The sequence below is a fragment of the Roseomonas gilardii subsp. gilardii genome (assembly GCF_023078375.1).
In the GTDB taxonomy this organism is placed as follows: domain Bacteria; phylum Pseudomonadota; class Alphaproteobacteria; order Acetobacterales; family Acetobacteraceae; genus Roseomonas; species Roseomonas gilardii.
This window is the reverse complement of the sequence record NZ_CP095554.1, coordinates 2,387,692-2,403,956: the sequence shown is the minus strand read 5'-3', so window position 1 is coordinate 2,403,956 and position 16,265 is coordinate 2,387,692. Positions and strand designations below refer to the sequence as shown.

The window sequence follows — 16,265 nt, the reverse complement described above, 5'->3', positions numbered from 1 at the left end:
CGGAGACCGCACCGTGCCTCTTCTGGGCTGCATCGCGGATGACTTCACCGGGGCGACCGACCTCGCCTCCATGCTGGTGCGCCATGGCATGCGCACCATCCAGGTGATCGGCGTGCCGGATGCGCCGCTCCCCGAGGCCGATGCCGTGGTGGTGGCACTGAAATCCCGCACCGTCCCGGCGCCGGAGGCGATGGCGCAATCCCAGGCGGCGCTGGAGGCCCTGCTGGCGGCGGGCGCGCGCCAGATCCTGTTCAAGGTCTGCTCCACCTTCGACAGCACCGATGCGGGCAATATCGGCCCGGTGGCGGATACGCTGCTGCGCCGTCTCCAGGCGGGTTTCGCCCTCGCCTGCCCGGCCTTTCCGGCGAATGGCCGCACCGTGTACCAGGGCCATCTCTTCGTCGGCAGCCGGCTACTGAGCGAGAGCGGGATGCAGGACCATCCCCTCACCCCGATGCGCGACCCCGACCTGGTGCGCGTGCTGTCGCGCCAGACGGATGGCGGTGTCGGGCTGGTGGGCTTCGCCACGGTGGAACAGGGCGCGGGAGCGATCCGCCAGGCCATGACGCGCCTCGCGGAATCCGGCCGCCGCTATGCCATCCTCGATGCCCTGACCGACGCGCATCTGGTCGCGATCGGCGAGGCTGCGGCGGCGCATCCGCTGCTCATCGGCGGCTCCGGCATCGCCATGGGCCTGCCGGAGAATTTCCGCCGCGCCGGGCTGTTGCCGCCTCGCGACGATGCCGATGCGCTGCCGCCCATGCGGGGATATGGCGCCGTGCTCGCGGGCTCCTGCTCCCGCGCCACGCTGGGGCAGATCGGCTTCGCGCGCGACCATGTGCCGGTGCTGGAGCTCGATCCGTTGGCGCAGGACGGCCCGGCGATGGTCTCCGCCGCGCTCGGATGGGTGGATGGCAAGCTGCGGGAGGACCGCCCCGTGGTGATCGCCGCCTCCGCCATGCCCGACCGCGTGGCGCTGCTGCAACGGCGCCTGGGGCGCGAGGCAGCGGGCGCGATGGTGGAGGAAGCACTGGCCGCCATCGCGGCGGGGCTGGTGGAGCGTGGCGTCGGCCGGCTGGTCGTGGCGGGCGGGGAAACCTCGGGGGCCGTGGCGCAGCGCCTGGGCCTGCGCAGCCTGCGCATCGGCGGCGAGATCGCGCCCGGTGTCCCCTGGACCTTCGCCGATCCTCCCGGCCTGCACCTCGCGCTGAAATCCGGCAATTTCGGCGGGCGCGACATGTTCCTGCGCGCCTTCGAGGAGATCGGCTGACGCAAAAAAGGGGTGCCACATCGCTGCGGCACCCCCTTGCTGCTGGGGCCTGACAGGCGGAGTGCCCGTCAGGCGATCCGGCTCAATCCTCCTGCGGCTCGCCATCATTGGCGACGACGGGCGGCAGGTCCATCACCGGCTCCGGCGCCGGCATCACCGCAGCGGCCTCGGCCTTGCGGCGCGCGCGCGTCGCGGCGGCCTTCTTCGCGGCTTCGGAGCGCGCGCTGCTGGACGTGCTGGCGGGCTTGGCGGCCGCGGGCTTGCGGGACGTGCTGCGCGCCGTGGCGGGCTTCGCCGCCGCCGTACGGGTCGCCGGCTTGCGGGCCGTGGCGACGCGGCGCGTGGCGGGCTTGGCGGCGGCGCTGCGCGTCGTCGCCTTGCGGGCGGTGGTGGCGCGCTTCGGCGCAGCAGCCTTGGCGGTGGTGCGGGCGGGCGCCTTGCGGGCGGCGGTGGTCGTCTTCCGCGCGGCGGGCTTCTTCGCCGTGGCGGTGCGCGTGGCGGCGGCGCGGCGGGTCGTCGTCGTCGCCTTCTTCGCGGCGGGCTTCTTCGCGGCGGTGCGCGTGGTGGCGGCGCGGCGGGTCGTTGCCGTGGCGGTCTTCCGCGCGGCCGGCTTGCGCGCCGTGGTGGCGCGGGCGGCGGTGGCGGTCTTCCGCGCGGCGGGCTTCTTCGCCGTGGCGGTGCGCGTGGTGGCCGCGCGGCGGGTCGTCGCCGTCGCCTTCTTCGCGGCGGGCTTCTTCGCGGCGGTGCGCGTGGTGGCGGCGCGGGTCGCCGTCGCCTTCTTCGCAGCCGGCTTCTTCGCCGCCGCCGTGCGGGTCGTCGCGGCCTTCTTCGCGGCGGGCTTCTTCGCCGCCGCCGGAGCCTTGCGGGCGGTGGTGGTGCCACGGCGCGCGCTGGTGCTGCGGCGGGTGGTGCTCACCGCCATGGCCTGGGCCCGCGGGGCCTTGTCGCCGGTTTCTTCACTCATGACTGGTCTCCTGCTCGATTCTGAAAGATGTTGTCTGTCTGCCCGGAACGGCAACGCGTCATGCCGTCCTCGGCTGCAACCCGCGCGAAAGGAATGTCTTGAAGCGCCAGCCCGAACGTCACTGGGCCTGTCCGGCGGATCGTCCCGCAAACCGGGGTCGCATCCGGACAACGCATCCCGAACCTGCCCACCGGGGGCAACCATCCGGCTGCGGGATGCCTGACCGGCTTCCATTCCGGCTCTTGGTTCCGAACCGTTCCTCGTTCCGCGACACCACCTGCTGAAGCTCTTCGCCGAAGCCGCATCCGACACCCAGCCGTGCGTCGCTTCCAGCGAATCGCGCAATCATGGCGCGTGACGCACGCTATCGGGATGCACCCGATGCTTGTCAACGAAAACGCGCGCCACCTCTGTTCCACGCGCTCCGCTGCATGTCGCCGGATGCACGGCACGGACATGATCGTCGCCATGCCGCCGCGCGTCGCGCCACCGCCGCGAGGGGCACGACGCCCGCGTCAGGCTGCCGGTCCGGCATCCCGGCGATCACCCGTTCCGGCCTCCGCCATGCCCCAGCCGTCATGCGCATCTTTGCTTCCGGCTTTTGCACGAAAGGGATCTCGGCGTTTCTCCGGTACCGCGCGGCGCTCGCCCGGTTCGCCCTGTCGCCGCACCGCTGCGGCACCGCCATCCGCCCGGCCCGTCCTGTCGCGCTCCGCCCTCGCGCTCCCGACGCAACGGGTCTAGCGTCGCGTCCATCCGCAGACACGATGACGCGATCAACCGTGAGGCAGCCCCAATGAGCCAGACCTACGACTCCCTGATCCGGGGAGAGCTGGTGCTTTCCGACCAGATCCTCGCCGATGGCTGGGTGGCCGTCAGCGCCGGCCGCATCGCGGGAATCGGCGAGGGCGAGCCGCCTGCCGCCCGCAGCGTGGCCGACCATCGCGGCCATCTCGTGCTGCCGGGCCTGGTGGACGGGCATATGCACACCGGCAGCGCTGTCGGCTTTCCCGGCATCGAGGGCGCGACCATGTCGGCCGCTGCGGGCGGCGTCACCACCTGCGTGGACATGCCCTATGACGTGCCGCGCGCGGTGACGGATGCGGCGATCTTCCGCGAGAAGGTGGAGTGGGTGGAACGGCTGGCGCATGTGGACGTCGCCCTCTACGGCACCATCCGCAAGCGCGGTGGGGTGGAGGCGATCCCCGCCCTGGCCGAGGCGGGCGCCTGCTCCTTCAAGCTTTCGACCTACGAGTACGACGAGAACCGCTTCCCGCGGATCGACCACATCACCATGACCGAGGCCTTCCGCGAGATCGCGAAGACCGGCCTGATGGTTTCCGTCCACAACGAGGACCAGGAGCTGGTCGAATACCTGACCGCCCAGGCGAAGGCGGAGGGGCGCACCGATCCGATCATGCATTGCCGCACCCGCCCGCCGTTGGCCGAGAGCATGGCGGATGGCGAGATCTTCGAGATCGGGCTGGAGACGGGCGCGCATGTCCACATGGCGCATTCCTCCATCGCCCGCGGCTTCCGCATGGCAGAGGATTTCCGCCGCGCGGGGGGCAAGGCCAGCGGCGAGGCCTGCCTACAGTATCTCTGCATGACCGAGGAGGATCTGGTCCGCCTGGAAGGCTTCGGCAAGTGCAACCCGCCCTTCCGCACGGCGGAGGAGGTGGAGCGCATGTGGGAGGAGCTGCTGGCCGGGCGCATCGCCTATGTCTCCACCGACCATGCGCCCTGGCCGCGCGAGAAGAAGGTCTACCGGGGCGACATCTTCGCCGTCGGCGCCGGCCTCACCGGGATGCAATCCTTCGCGCCCGTCATGTACACGCTGCTGGCCGAGCGTGGCCTGTCCCCGCAGCTCATGGCGCTCTACTGCGCCGAGCGGCCGGCCCGCTTCCACGGCCTCTTCCCGAAGAAGGGCGCCATCCGCATCGGCGCGGATGCCGATCTCTGCGTGATGGAGCGTGGCGACTTCACCTTCGACGCGGCGGAGATCCGGGACCGCGAGGATGCCCGCTGGTCGCCCTATGACGGGCGCCCGGTGAAGGCGCGCGTCGCCGCCACCTATCTGCGCGGCGCCTGCATCTGGAATGGCCGGGAGGTTCTGGCGAAGCCCGGCACCGGCGGCTTCGTGCCGCGCCAGCACCGCGACACCTATCTCGGTGCGGCATGAGCGCCGCCGCGCCGCGCTTCCGCGACGCCACCGCCGCGGACCTTCCCGCCATCGTGCGGCTGATGGCCGATGACGGCTTCGGCGCCGCACGCGAGGCCGCCTCGCCGGATGGTGCCCTGCCGGCTTCCTATGGGCAGGCCTTTGCCGCCATCGCCGCCCTGCCCGGCTGGTCGGTGATCGTGGCGGAGGATGCGCAGGGCCGGCTGGTCGGCTGCCTGCAGTTCATGCTGCTGCCGCATCTGTCGCACCAGGGCGGGATGCGGGCGCAGGTGGAAAGCGTCCGCATCGCCTCCACCCATCGTGGGCAGGGCCTGGGCACGGCGCTCATGAACCATGCCATCGACAGGGCGCGGCAAGCGGGCTGCGTCATGGTGCAGCTCACCACCCATGCCAGCCGCGAGCAGGCCCGCCGATTCTATGAGCAGATCGGATTTTTTGCCACGCATTGCGGCATGAAGATCACTCTGGAGGCCATCTCGCCCACATCCTGAGCATTGGCGCGGGGAGGAACCGGGTGTACCTCCCTGCCCCCATGACCCAGCGACTCATCACCGTGGCCGGCGCCCAGCTTGGCCCCATCCAGAAGGCGGAGGGCCGCGACGTCGCGGTCGGCCGCATGGTCCGGCTCATGGAGCGCGCCCATCAGCGCGGCGCCCAGGTGGTCGTCTTCCCCGAGCTGGCGCTGACCACCTTCTTCCCGCGCTGGTACGAGGAGGACATCGCCAACGCCGACCACTGGTACGAGACGGCGCTGCCCTCCAACGAGACCGCGCCGCTCTTCCAGGCCGCCCGCAAATACGGCATCGCCTTCCACCTGGGCTATGCCGAGAAGACGCCCGACGGGCGCCGCTTCAACACCGCCGTCTTCGTCCATCCCTCGGGCGAGATTGTCCTGAAGTACCGCAAGATCCATCTGCCCGGGCATAAGGACTACGACCCGGTCCGGCAGGTGCAGCATCTGGAGAAGCGCTATTTCGAGGTCGGCGATCTCGGCTTCCCCGTGGTCCGCGCCCCGGTCGGCGGCCAGGAAGTGAATCTTGGCATGCTGATCTGCAACGACCGCCGCTGGCCCGAGGCCTGGCGCGTGCTCGGGTTGCAGCAGGTCGAGCTGGTCATGCTCGGATACAACACCCCCAGCATCAACCAGGACCGGCGCGGCTTCGAGGCGCACCACCTGCGCGTGCTGCACAGCCATCTGTCGATCCAGTCCGGCTGCTACCAGAATGCCTGCTTCGGCGTCGGCGTGGCCAAGGGCGGCGTGGAGGATGGGCACGAGTTGTTCGGCCATTCCATCATCTGCAACCCGCAGGGCGAAATCATGGCCCAGGCGACTTCCTGGGACGACGAGCTGATCGTGGCGGATTGCGACCTGGACATGTGCCAGCTCGGCCGCACCACCATCTTCAACTTCGCCGCCCATCGCCGCCCGGAGGCCTATGGCCGCATCGTGGAGCAGGTGGGCTCGGTCGCGCCGCCTTCCTGGACGCCTTCGCGCTGAGGCGCCGGCCCTGACGGTGCGCGGAAGGGGGCTCTCCTTCCGTGCCCCCCTCTGCCGTGTTGGGGAGGGCGGGAACGATGCCCGTCCTCCCGCGTTGCTTCCGAAACGGGAACAGGGATGGGGCCTCAACCCATGACACGCATCGCCATGGCACTTCTTGCCGCCAGCCTGGCCGGGCCGGCCATGATCGGCTCGGCCAGCGCCCAGACCGGAACCCAGAGCGGTCCACAGGGCACGGCCCCGAGCGCCTCCGGCCGGGCCCAGCAGCAGTTGAACCAGGAATTCCGGCGCGAGCAGGAGAACAACATCATCAACCGGCAGCCCTCGACGGGCTCCCCGCAGAACCGGGCCGGCGCCACCACCCGGGCCGATGCCGTGGAGGCCGAGCGCGCGCCGGACCTCAACCAGCTCGGCGCACCGGGCGACAATATCCGTGGCGGCGCGCATCTCCAGCGGCCCCCCGGCACCGGCCCGCAGGCCGGGGAACCGGAGGCAACGCCGCTGCTGCAACAGCGCCTGCGTTGACATCCAGGCCATCCAGCCATGATCCACGCCGCGCGACCGGACACCCCCATCGCCCGCCCGCCTGACCGGTGCTACAGCGGCGCGGGCCTCGGCGTGGGCCGTGGGCAACCGGCCCGGAATCCCAGGAAGGCCATGTTTCGGACAGAACCACAGCAGCCAGCGGCAGTGCCGGCCTCTCAAGTGCCGGCGCCTCAGGGGCACCGGGCATCCGTTCTTCTGCTTCTGCCATTCCTGACGGCTCTTGCCGCCCCGGCGGCAGCCTCCACCATGGACAGCCTGTTCGACCGCAGCTTCGGCAATCTTTTCGCCGAGGACAGTTCTCCCCGGCCGCGTTCGCGCGCCCTGCCCGGCAGCGATTCCGCCGAGCGCGAGGAGGAAGGGCGCCGGCTGCGCCGCATGGCCTGGCAGGCGGAGAAGGCGCGCCTCCTGGAAAGCGCCACGCCGCGCCTGTCGGAACGCGGTCCGGCCTCACGCTGAGCGTCCGTCTCAGCTTGGAGGCAGACAGGCCCCGCTGCGGAAAAAGGCCCACTCCTCGCAGACCCGGCCATCCGGGAAACGGCACATCCCGATGACGCCACCGCCGGCCTGTTGCCGGAGTTCCAGGCTGCCGCCCTGGTCGCGGCAATGGACCGAGGCGGGGTTGGGCATGCCGGTGGCGGGGCCGGTCCTGGCACCGGCGGTGGCCCGCGCCTGTCCCGGCACATCATCCGCCGTTCCGCAGGCGGCGAGCAGGCCCATCGCCAGCCCGGCCAGGGCCGCCTCATCCCGGTATCGCATCGCGGCCCTCCCCTGCTTCCATGGGCACAACGCCGCCCCCGCCCATTGGCTGCGCCGGGGCGGGGCAGGCGCTTTCGCCCGGCCTGCCGTTCCTCGGCGCCGTCGCGCATCCGGAAGCCGCCACCCGGATGCGACCGGCTTCAGAGCCCGGCCTTCTCCAGCCCCAGGATGGCCCGCGCCAGCGCCTGGGCGCGGGGCACGATGCTGCCGATCTCCAGGTACTCCTCCGGGCTGTGCGCCAGCCCGCCCACCGGCCCGACCGAGCAGAGGGTCGGCGCGCCCACGGCGGCGGTGAAGCCGCTGTCGGCGCAGCCGCCGGCGAATTCCCCTTCCACCTTGAGCCCGGTCTCGGCCGCCGCGCCGCGATAGGCGTCGAAGAGCCGCTTCGCCGCCGCGTCCTGCACCAGCGGCAGGAACTCGCCCTTGATGGTCAGGCTCGCCCTGGTGCCGGGCACGTAGGAGGTCGCGATGATCTCGTGGATCTTCCCCATGATCTCCTCGCGGTCCGCCGGATCGACATAGCGCAGGTCGATCTGCCCCTGGGCATGCGGCGCCACGGTGTTCACGCTCTGCCCGCCGCTCACCAGCCCGACATTCAGCGTGATGCCCTGCTTCAGGTCGGTCAGCGCGTGGATCGCCACGATCTTCTGCGCCAGTTCGCCGATGGCGCTGATGCCGCGCTCGAAATTGCCGCCGGAATGCGCGGCCCGGCCCTCGATATCCATCACCATGAAGACGCCGCCCTTGCGGCCCGTCACCACATTGCCGGTGGGCCGCCCCGGCTCGCTGTTGAAGACGACGCGGGCGTTGCGTGCCTCCGCCTCGATCACCGGGCGCCCTTCCGGCGAGCCGATCTCCTCGTCGCCCGTGAACAGCCCGACCAGCGGGCCCGGCGCGCCGCCGACCGCCTTGAAGGCCGCCAGCACGAACATGTTCATCACCAGCCCGGCCTTCATGTCGGCCACGCCGGGGCCATAGGCACGCCCATCCTCGATGCGGAAGGGCCGGCGCTGCGGCTCGCCCTTCGGGAAGACCGTGTCGCGGTGCCCCATCAGCACGATGTTGCGCTGCCGGTTGCCGCTGGCCGCGCCCGCGCCCTCGCCCGCCTCGACCGTGGCGCGCAGGCAGTCGCCGAAACGCTCGCCCGGCACGGTTTCCACAGGGATGCCGTGCTCCGCCAGGAAGCGGCTGACGATGGCGCCCACCGCATCCACGCCCGCCTTGTCGTAGGAGCCGCCATCCGTGTTCACCATGGCCTCCAGCAGCGCGACCATCTCGGACTCGTGCTGCTGCAGCCAATCCAGAATCCGGGTCTCGGTAGCGTCTGCGGCCATGCCTGCTCTCCTCACCTGCGGTGGTCCGTGGTCGTAGCAGAAGCACGGCATGCCCGGGAGATGCCGCGCCGTCCCGGCCTGCGGTTCACGCTTCCGGCACGCGTGGGCTAGCCTTCCAGCCACGGCGGCACGAATCCGCCATCCCGATCGGGGAGGAAAAGACATGACCCATGGCAGAGCCGGCCTGCGCCTGGCCGTCGCCGCCACGCTGCTGGGCGCTGCGCCGCTCGCGGCCCAGCCCGCGCCGCAGCCATCGGGCGCGGCGCGGGGCATCTCGGAAAGCGCGGGCACCGGCACCTTCTCCCGCGCCGCGCAATCCGGCGTGCCCTATACCCTGGCGCCGCAGCAGCCGCAGCAGAGCTGCGACGCCCTGCGCGCCGGGCTTTCCGGCGGCGAGGTCACCATCGCCTCCGCCACCAGCTTCCCGGCCGCGGGCGACATCCCCGCCTATTGCCGCCTGCGCGGCGTCATCGCGCCCGAGATCCAGTTCGAGGTGAACCTGCCGGAGCACTGGAACCGCCGCTTCTACATGTTCGGCAATGGCGGCTATGCCGGCGAGGATCTCGACGCCCCCGCGCGGCGCGACACGCGCGAGGCCGCGCTGCGCCGGGGCTTCGTGGTGGCCAGCAACAACACGGGCCATGACGCGGAGCGCGAGCCGCTGGGCAGTTTCGCCGGCAGCGCCGCGAAGATGGTCGATTACGCCTTCCGCGCCGTGCACCGCACCGTCGAGGAATCCAAGCGCGCCACCGCCGCCTATTACGGCCGCCCGCCCGCCTATTCCTACTGGGACGCCTGTTCCACCGGCGGCCGCCAGGGGCTGATCTCGGCGCAGCGCTTCCCCGGCGATTTCGACGGCATCCTGGCCGGCGCGCCGGTCTCGAACTTCGTCGATACCATGGTGAACTATATCTGGAACGACCGCGCGCTGCGCGGCAGCGGCCTCACCCCGGCCAAGATGAGCACCGTGTCGCAGGCGGTGATGGCACGCTGCGACGCCGCCGACGGGCTGAAGGACGGATTGCTCTCCGATCCGCGCCGCTGCGACTTCGATCCGGCGCGCGACGTGAAGCAATGCGCGGCGGGGCAGGATGGCGACGACTGCCTGACCGCACCGCAGGCCCGCGCCATTTCCGCCATCAATACCGGCATCCGCCTGCCGGACGGCAAGCCCTATTTCCATGGCTTCCCGGTGGGTTCCGAGGCCAGCGGCCCCAGCCTGCCCGGGGGTTCGGATTCCGCGGGCGGCTGGACGCGCTGGATCATCCCCCTGCCGGGCCAGTCCTCGCGCCAGTTCGAATACGCCATGACCTTCATGCAGAACATGGCCTTCGGAAAGCCGCGCCCCGACTTCGACCCGGCCGGCTTCGACTTCGCCGCCGACCCGCCGCGCATGGAGGCCGTCCGTGGCCTGATCAACGCCACCGACCCGGACCTCTCCGGCTTCCGCCGGCGCGGAGGCAAGCTGATCATGTATCATGGCTGGGCCGACACAGCGCTGACGCCGCTGATGAGCGTGGAGTACTACGAGAAGGCCAGCGCGAAGAACGGCGCCTCCACGCCCGATTTCTTCCGCCTCTTCATGGTGCCCGGCATGTTCCACTGCCGAGGCGGCTTCGGCACGGACAGTTTCGACGCCATGACCTCGCTGGTGGAATGGGTCGAGGCCGGCAAGGCACCCGACAGCATCCCCGCCGCGCAGCGCGCCGGCGACCGCGTCACGCGCACCCGGCCGCTCTGCCCCTATCCGCAGGTCGCCGCCTATGACGGCAAGGGCAATCCCGACGAGGCGTCGAGCTTCGCCTGCGCGATGCCGAAATGAGGCGAGGCCGGGGGGGGGATCGCCCCCCCGGCCCGTCCTCAGCCGCGCGGCGCCTTCGCCGCCAGGTCCGGATCGGCCAGCGGGAAGCCCGCCGCCCGCTCGATCGCCCGCGCGGCGCGGAAGCACAGGTCGTCCCGCCCCTGGGCCGCCGCCACCTGCACGGCGCGCGGCATGCCCTCCCCATCCAGGCCCACCGGCACGCTGATCGCGGGCTGCCGCGTCAGGTTGAAGGCGAAGGTCCAGGGCGCCCAGTCGCGCCACAGCGCCTGGGTGGGGTGCAGGGTGGGCTGGTCCGCCGCGAAGGCCGCCGTCGGCGTGCAGGGCGCCAGGATCAGGTCGTAGCGCAGATGGAACTGTCCCGCCGCATGCGCCGCCTGGGTGCGCGCCACCTCGGCGCCGAGGAAGTCGATGGCGCTCATCCCGCCCTCGCGGCGCGCCACCTCCTCCAGCCCGGAATCCAGCATCCCGCGCTTGCCCTCCGGCGTCAGCGCCACCATCCGCGCCAGCGCCACGCCCCAGACGCGGCCGAAGGTCTCGCGCGTGTCGGGGAAGGCCGGATCGGCTTCCTCCACCAGCGCGCCTTCCTGCCGCAGCCAGTCGGCGGCCTGTTGCAGCATGGCCTCGCCATCCGCATCCAGGGGCGCGTCGAAGCCCGGGCGGCGCATCACCGCCACCCGCATCCCGCGCACCCCGCCCTCGATGCCCTGGCGCCAGTCGCGTGGCTCGTCCGGCAGGCAGAAGGGGTCGCGCACATCCGCCCGCGCCATGGCGCTCAGCATCAGCGCCGCGTCGCGCACGCTGCGCGTCATCGGCCCGGCGCAGGACACGCTGCCGAAGGCGCTGTGCGGCCATTGCGGCACCCGGCCATAGGTCGGCTTCATCCCCACCAGCCCGCAATAGGCCGCCGGGATGCGGATCGATCCGCCCGCATCCGTGCCGACATGCAGCGGCCCGAAACAGGCCGCCCCCGCCGCCCCGGCACCGGAGGAGGAACCGCCCGGCGTCCGCCGCGGGTCCCAGGGATTGCGGGTGATGCCGTGCAGCGGGCAGTCGCCCGGCGTCTTCCAGCCGAATTCCGTGGTGGTGGTCTTGCCCAGGATGACGGCGCCCGCCGCCTTCAGCCCCATGACCGAGGGCGCATCCTCCGGCGCCGGGGCGGCATCGGTGATCTTGCTGCCGCGCCGGGTGGGGAAGCCCGCCACGTTCAGCAGGTCCTTCACCGTCACCGGCACGCCGTCCAGCGGCCCCAGCGGCCGCCCGGCGGCCCAGCGGGCCTCGCTCTCCCCCGCCTGCACCAGGGCGCGCGGATTCAGCGCCGCGAAGGCATTCACCCAGGGATTGTAGCGCGCGACCCGTTCGGTCACCGCCTTCAGGGTCTCGACCGGGCTGAGCGCCCGGCGCGCATAGAGCGCGAGAAGTTCCTCGGCGCTCATCAGCGCCGGATCGGTCTTGGTCGTCATCGCTGTCACCATCGCACCCGCATCCTGCGCCCATGTCCGCCGCCGGGATAGGCCGCGCCCGGTATGGCTGCGGCGCGCGGGCTGTCATGCCCCTGCCATGTCAGGCCGCGCCATGTCAGGCTGCCCGTATGTCCTTCCACCCTCCCCCCGTGGTGCCCGAACTCGATGTCGCCGACCTCAGCCGCGCCCTTGCCGACTATTGCGGCCCCCTCGGCTTCCGCTGCCACATCACGCGCCCTGAAGAGCGCTTCGCCTATCTCGTGCGCGGCGAGGCGGACCGGCAAGTGCATCTGATGCTGCAGGAAGCCGCTGGCCCCGGCCGGCGCTTCCGAACCGCGCCGCTGGAACATCCTTATGGGCGCGGCATCAATCTCCAGATCGAGGTCCCCGATGTGGAGGCGCTGCATGAGAGGGCGCTGGCCCATGGCCTCGCCATCCTCATCCCAATGGAGGAACGCTGGTACCGCCAGGACGACACCGAGGCCGGCAACCGGCAGTTCGTCCTGGCCGATCGGGATGGCTACCTGCTGCGCTTCTTCACCGGGCTCGGGCGGCGGCCCTGGCGGACGTGACCAGGCTGCCGTCCGGCGCCGCCCCGTTGGGGGGCTTCACGCCTTTTCCAGCACCTTCGCCCGGCTGCGCATCAGCGGCTGGATCTTCTGGCCGAACTTGTCCATGCCCTCCAGGAAGTCGTCGAAGGTCAGCATCAGCCCCTTCACGCCCGGCATCGTCGCCGCATCGTCCAGCATACGCGCCACCTGCTCATAGCTGCCGACCAGCGTGCCCATGTTCCAGTTGACCGGCGTGGTGGAGCGCAGCACCGCCGCCGCCATGGAGGTCCCGGCCGCGTCCTTGTCGTCGGAGGCCCGGCCGAGCAGATAGGCCAGCGCCTCCTGGTCCGCGCCCTTGAGGTAGAGCTCCCACTTCGCCCAGGCGTCCTCCTCGGTCTCCTCGGCGATCAGCATGTAGAGGACATAGGAGCCGACATCCCGGCCCGCCTTCTTCCCGGCGGCCAGCATGCGGGCGGGCAGCGGGGCGCACTTCTTCGGCTCGTTCACGCCCTCCCCCAGGATGAAGTTGTAGTCGCAGTACTGCGCGGCGAATTCCATGCCGCGCTCGCTCTGCCCGGCCGAGACAAGCCGGATCGGCGCCTGCGGCAACGGCTTCAGCATGCAGTGGTCCATCTGGAAGAACCGGCCCTTGAAGTCGGACCCGCCGGTCTCCCACAGCTCCTTCATGATCCGCACATATTCGGTGCTGTAGTCGTAGCGCCGGCCGAAATGCACATCGCCCGGCCAGAGGCCCATCTGGCTGTACTCGGTCTTGTGCCAGCCGGACACGATGTTCACCCCGAAGCGCCCGCCCGAGATGCTGTCGATGGTGACCGCCATGCGCGCCACCATGGCCGGCGGCAGGGTCAGCACGGCGGTCGAGGCGAAGAGGCGGATGCGGCTCGTCACCGAGGCCAGGCCGGCCATGAGGGTGAAGCTCTCCAGCCCATAGTCCCAGTATTCCGTCCTCCCGCCGAAGCCGTGCAGCTTGATCATCGACAGCGCGAATTCGAGGCCGTAGCCCTCTGCCTTCTGCACGACGCGCCGGTTGAGATCGAAGCTCGGCCTGTATTGCGGCGAGGTCTCCGAGATGATCCAGCCATTGTTGTTGATCGGGATGAAGACACCGACATCCATGGAACGGCCCCCTCGGCGGCGCTGCGCGCGATTGCGATACCGCCCGGCGCAGCAATCGGCGTGCCAGGCGCGCCTCCAGCCGCCGGGGGTGTTGACGCGGGCCGCGCCCGGTTCTCTCGTGCCTGCCTTCCGACCCCGAAAGGTGTGGCCATGAGCGAGCAGACGCTGAAACCCTGGGAATGGCCGGAGCCGAGCTGGCGCAGGATGGTCAACCGCGCCCGCGCCGGCCGTTCCCTGGCGCCTGCCTCGTGGCCCGGCGGGGCGCGCTGCTGCGTCGCCCTGTCCTTCGATGCGGACCATGACACCACGCCGCTGCGCGACGCCGACGAGAGCCCGATGCGCATCAGCCAGGGCCAGTACGGCAGCCGGCGCGGCATCCCCCGCATCCGCGCGCTGCTGAAGCGCTACGGCATCCCGGCCTCCTTCTTCTATCCGGCGGTCTCGGCGCTGATCTATCCGGAGGAGGTGCGCGCCCTGGCCGATGAGGGCCACGAGATCGGCATCCATTCCTGGATCCACGAGGCCAACACCACCCTGCCACCCGGTGTGGAGCGCGACCTGACCATGCGCGCGGCCGATGTGCTGGAGAAGACCGCCGGACGCCGCCCGGTCGGCATCCGCACCGCCTCCTGGGATTTCTCCGTCGACACGATGGATATCATCCGGGAGATGGGCCTGCTCTACGACAGCAGCCTGATGGCCGACGACGATCCCTATGAGATCGTCGCCGACGGCGTGCCCACCGGCATCGTCGAGCTGCCGCCGGAATGGATCAAGGACGACGCGCCCTATCTGAACTTCCAGCGCTTCAGCGGCCTGCGCCCCTATACGCCGCCTTCCGCGGTGGAGGAGATCTTCAGGGCGGAGTTCGATGGCGCCTATGCCGAGGGCGGGCTCTTCCTGCTCACCATGCATCCGCACATCATCGGCCATCGTTCGCGCATCGCGCTGCTTGACCGGCTGGTGGAATACATCAAGGGTTTCGAGAGCGTCTGCTTCCTGACGCATGAGCAGGTGGCGCGCTACTGCAAGGAGAACGCCGCCAGCCCGGCCTGAGGCCGCGATGCCATCCGGGGGAGGACATCCCTCCCCCGGAGGAGGCTCACCCCACCGCCACGGCGCCGGAGCTCGGCGACATCACATCGCTGATTCCCACCGCCTCGCCATCCTCCCAGCGGATGATGTTCGGGCAGGCATAGTTCACCGGCAGGGTGGAATGCTCCACCAGTTCCAGCCCGCCCTGCGCCGCCAGCGCCTCCAGCACGGCGGCCGGCAGGCGCGGATCGGCACTGGTCGCGTCGGGGCTGGAAACGTCGATGCGCGGCGTGGCCGCCGCCGCCTCCGGCCCCATGCCGAAGTCGAGCGAATAGGCCAGCATCTGGTACACGCTGGCCAGGATGCGCCGCCCGCCCGAGGCGCCAACGGCGATCACCGGCCCGGCCTTGCCCACCTCGGACACCGTCAGCGGCAGCATGTTGCACAGCGGCCGCGCATCCGGGCGGATCGCATTGGCCGAGCCCGGCGTCGGGTCGAACCACATCATGCCGTTGTTCATCAGCACGCCGGTCTTCGGCAGCACCATGCGGCTGCCCATGGAGGAGAGCAGCGTGGTGGTCAGCGACACCATGTTCCCCTCGGCATCCGTGGCGGTCAGATGCGTGGTGCAGGTCTCCGCCGGCTCCGGCGGCGGATTGGCGGCGCCCAGGCTGGTCAGCCGCTCCGCATAGGCGCCGCGCATCGCCTGCGACAGCGCCACATACCAGGCCGCATCCGGTTCGCCGCCCGGCTGGGTCTCCGCCATCTGCCGCATCACCGCCGCCAGGGTCGGCGCCGCGGTCAGTCCGCCCGCCGACTGCACGCGGAAGCGCCCGCGCCAGTCCAGCACCATCGCCGGCCTCGCCGTGGCGCGGCAGGCGGCCAGATCCTCGGCGGACACGAAGCTGCCTACCTCCCGGAGATCCGCCACGAGGTCGGCGGCCACCCCCTCGTAGAAGTCGCGCAGCCCATGGCGCCGCAGCCGCTCCAGCGTCTCGGCGAGGTTGCCCTGGCGGAAGAAGCCCGGATTGCCCTGGTAGGGCGGCGCCGGCGGCAGCCCGTCCGGCAGGTAGATCCGCGCGCTTTCCGGATAGAGGCGGATGATCTTCGCCGAGGACGAGATCTTGAGCAGGGTGAACCAGTCCTGCGGCAAGCCGCGCCGGGACAGGGCCACCGCCGGGCCGAGCAGTTCCGACAACGGCATCCCCGTGCCGAAACGCTCGCGCAGCAGGTCGTAGCCCGCCACCGAGGAAGGGATCAGCGCCGAGAGCGGCCCGTGGATGTTGCGGTCGCCCTCGACTTCCGGCCAGGTGAAGAAGTCCTTCTTGACCTTCCCGGTGAGCCTGTAGGCGGCGGGGTCCACCCCCTTCGGCGCCACCGGGCCGAAATCCACCACCTCGGCCTTCTCCGCCCCGGCGCGGTGCACCAGGCCGAAGCCGATGCCGCCCAGGCCGCTGTTCCAGGGCTCCACCACGGCGAGGGCGAAGGCCGCCGTCACCGCCGCATCCGCCGCGTTGCCACCGGCCTCCAGCACCGCCACGCCCGCCTCGGCCGCCGCCTTGCTCTGCGACACCACCATGCCGCGCCTGCCGCGCGCAGAGGGCTTGGTCACGGCCCAGTTCTGGGTGCGGTGCGGCCTGGGCTGGTAGTCGGCGAGGCCCGGCGAGGGGTTCTGGGACATGGCATCACTCCTTCGGCGCGGCAGCCTCC

Annotated in this window: 15 protein-coding genes; 9 read left to right on the top strand and 6 right to left on the bottom strand. The window is 71.1% G+C overall.

Annotated elements, in window-relative coordinates; translation table 11 throughout:
- Positions 1–13 precede the first annotated feature (13 nt).
- Positions 14–1,270, top strand: coding sequence for a 3-oxo-tetronate kinase (otnK, locus tag MVG78_RS10810; RefSeq protein WP_247551392.1), 1,257 nt, complete (start codon positions 14–16; stop codon positions 1,268–1,270).
- Positions 1,271–1,352: 82 nt separating this feature from the next.
- Here otnK and MVG78_RS10805 read toward each other — a convergent pair whose 3' ends face one another.
- The gene (locus tag MVG78_RS10805) at positions 1,353–2,234 is read right to left on the bottom strand and encodes a hypothetical protein (protein WP_247551390.1); all 882 of its coding nucleotides are present in this window, start codon (positions 2,232–2,234) and stop codon (positions 1,353–1,355) included.
- A 796-nt stretch (positions 2,235–3,030) separates the two neighbouring features.
- Between MVG78_RS10805 and MVG78_RS10800 the strand changes: the two genes are divergently transcribed.
- The 5 genes from MVG78_RS10800 (at position 3,031) to MVG78_RS10780 (ending at position 6,916) form a co-directional block, all read left to right on the top strand.
- Positions 3,031–4,416, top strand: coding sequence for a dihydroorotase (locus tag MVG78_RS10800; protein WP_247551388.1), 1,386 nt, complete (start codon positions 3,031–3,033; stop codon positions 4,414–4,416).
- Positions 4,413–4,907, top strand: a complete 495-nt coding sequence (locus MVG78_RS10795) for a GNAT family N-acetyltransferase (protein ID WP_247551386.1) — start codon at positions 4,413–4,415, stop codon at positions 4,905–4,907. The genes MVG78_RS10800 and MVG78_RS10795 overlap by 4 nt, the downstream gene beginning before the upstream one ends.
- Positions 4,908–4,948: 41 nt before the next feature.
- Positions 4,949–5,914 (top strand): N-carbamoyl-D-amino-acid hydrolase, encoded by a 966-nt coding sequence (locus MVG78_RS10790; RefSeq protein WP_247551384.1) that lies wholly within the window; start codon positions 4,949–4,951, stop codon positions 5,912–5,914.
- A gap of 132 nt (positions 5,915–6,046) precedes the next feature.
- The gene (locus tag MVG78_RS10785; RefSeq protein ID WP_247551382.1) at positions 6,047–6,439 is read left to right on the top strand and encodes a hypothetical protein; all 393 of its coding nucleotides are present in this window, start codon (positions 6,047–6,049) and stop codon (positions 6,437–6,439) included.
- Between the two features lie 267 nt (positions 6,440–6,706).
- Complete coding sequence (locus tag MVG78_RS10780; RefSeq protein WP_247551380.1) at positions 6,707–6,916, top strand: hypothetical protein; 210 nt, start codon at positions 6,707–6,709, stop codon at positions 6,914–6,916.
- A gap of 9 nt (positions 6,917–6,925) precedes the next feature.
- Here the strand turns inward: MVG78_RS10780 and MVG78_RS10775 are convergent, their stop codons facing one another.
- Together MVG78_RS10775 and MVG78_RS10770 are read right to left on the bottom strand one after the other, a co-directional pair.
- Positions 6,926–7,216, bottom strand: a complete 291-nt coding sequence (locus tag MVG78_RS10775; RefSeq protein ID WP_247551378.1) for a putative hemolysin — start codon at positions 7,214–7,216, stop codon at positions 6,926–6,928.
- A gap of 140 nt (positions 7,217–7,356) precedes the next feature.
- Positions 7,357–8,550 (bottom strand): M20 family metallopeptidase, encoded by a 1,194-nt coding sequence (locus tag MVG78_RS10770; protein ID WP_247551376.1) that lies wholly within the window; start codon positions 8,548–8,550, stop codon positions 7,357–7,359.
- A gap of 163 nt (positions 8,551–8,713) precedes the next feature.
- Here MVG78_RS10770 and MVG78_RS10765 point away from each other — a divergent pair, with 163 nt between their 5' ends.
- Positions 8,714–10,372 (top strand): tannase/feruloyl esterase family alpha/beta hydrolase, encoded by a 1,659-nt coding sequence (locus tag MVG78_RS10765; protein WP_247551375.1) that lies wholly within the window; start codon positions 8,714–8,716, stop codon positions 10,370–10,372.
- Between the two features lie 38 nt (positions 10,373–10,410).
- On the opposite strand, the gene MVG78_RS10760 is transcribed toward MVG78_RS10765, so the two are convergent.
- On the bottom strand, positions 10,411–11,844 hold the full coding sequence (locus MVG78_RS10760; RefSeq protein ID WP_247551373.1) for an amidase: 1,434 nt from the start codon (positions 11,842–11,844) through the stop codon (positions 10,411–10,413).
- 116 nt (positions 11,845–11,960) lie between these two features.
- Between MVG78_RS10760 and MVG78_RS10755 the strand changes: the two genes are divergently transcribed.
- The gene (locus tag MVG78_RS10755) at positions 11,961–12,404 is read left to right on the top strand and encodes a bleomycin resistance protein (protein WP_247551371.1); all 444 of its coding nucleotides are present in this window, start codon (positions 11,961–11,963) and stop codon (positions 12,402–12,404) included.
- Positions 12,405–12,440: 36 nt separating this feature from the next.
- On the opposite strand, the gene rutA is transcribed toward MVG78_RS10755, so the two are convergent.
- Positions 12,441–13,520 (bottom strand): pyrimidine utilization protein A, encoded by a 1,080-nt coding sequence (gene rutA / locus MVG78_RS10750; RefSeq protein ID WP_247551369.1) that lies wholly within the window; start codon positions 13,518–13,520, stop codon positions 12,441–12,443.
- Between the two features lie 150 nt (positions 13,521–13,670).
- On the opposite strand from rutA, the gene MVG78_RS10745 reads away from it, so the two are divergent.
- Positions 13,671–14,576 carry a polysaccharide deacetylase family protein gene (locus MVG78_RS10745; protein ID WP_247551367.1) on the top strand — a complete coding sequence of 302 codons (906 nt, stop codon included), beginning with the start codon at positions 13,671–13,673 and terminating at the stop codon, positions 14,574–14,576.
- 46 nt (positions 14,577–14,622) lie between these two features.
- Here the strand turns inward: MVG78_RS10745 and MVG78_RS10740 are convergent, their stop codons facing one another.
- Positions 14,623–16,236 carry a gamma-glutamyltransferase gene (locus tag MVG78_RS10740; protein ID WP_247551365.1) on the bottom strand — a complete coding sequence of 538 codons (1,614 nt, stop codon included), beginning with the start codon at positions 16,234–16,236 and terminating at the stop codon, positions 14,623–14,625.
- Positions 16,237–16,265: the final 29 nt, after the last annotated feature.

Excerpts from the sequence above, each read along its gene's own strand:
- rutA (WP_247551369.1), bottom strand. The coding sequence starts at position 13,520 with ATGGATGTCGGTGTCTTCATCCCGATCAACAACAATGGCTGGATCATC.
- MVG78_RS10765 (WP_247551375.1), top strand. The coding sequence starts at position 8,714 with ATGACCCATGGCAGAGCCGGCCTGCGCCTGGCCGTCGCCGCCACGCTG.
- MVG78_RS10755 (WP_247551371.1), top strand. The coding sequence starts at position 11,961 with ATGTCCTTCCACCCTCCCCCCGTGGTGCCCGAACTCGATGTCGCCGAC.
- MVG78_RS10795 (WP_247551386.1), top strand. The coding sequence starts at position 4,413 with ATGAGCGCCGCCGCGCCGCGCTTCCGCGACGCCACCGCCGCGGACCTT.
- MVG78_RS10775 (WP_247551378.1), bottom strand. The coding sequence starts at position 7,216 with ATGCGATACCGGGATGAGGCGGCCCTGGCCGGGCTGGCGATGGGCCTG.
- MVG78_RS10780 (WP_247551380.1), top strand. The coding sequence starts at position 6,707 with ATGGACAGCCTGTTCGACCGCAGCTTCGGCAATCTTTTCGCCGAGGAC.
- MVG78_RS10740 (WP_247551365.1), bottom strand. The coding sequence starts at position 16,236 with ATGTCCCAGAACCCCTCGCCGGGCCTCGCCGACTACCAGCCCAGGCCG.
- MVG78_RS10745 (WP_247551367.1), top strand. The coding sequence starts at position 13,671 with ATGAGCGAGCAGACGCTGAAACCCTGGGAATGGCCGGAGCCGAGCTGG.
- MVG78_RS10760 (WP_247551373.1), bottom strand. The coding sequence starts at position 11,844 with ATGGTGACAGCGATGACGACCAAGACCGATCCGGCGCTGATGAGCGCC.
- MVG78_RS10805 (WP_247551390.1), bottom strand. The coding sequence starts at position 2,234 with ATGAGTGAAGAAACCGGCGACAAGGCCCCGCGGGCCCAGGCCATGGCG.
- MVG78_RS10770 (WP_247551376.1), bottom strand. The coding sequence starts at position 8,550 with ATGGCCGCAGACGCTACCGAGACCCGGATTCTGGATTGGCTGCAGCAG.
- MVG78_RS10790 (WP_247551384.1), top strand. The coding sequence starts at position 4,949 with ATGACCCAGCGACTCATCACCGTGGCCGGCGCCCAGCTTGGCCCCATC.
- MVG78_RS10800 (WP_247551388.1), top strand. The coding sequence starts at position 3,031 with ATGAGCCAGACCTACGACTCCCTGATCCGGGGAGAGCTGGTGCTTTCC.
- MVG78_RS10785 (WP_247551382.1), top strand. The coding sequence starts at position 6,047 with ATGACACGCATCGCCATGGCACTTCTTGCCGCCAGCCTGGCCGGGCCG.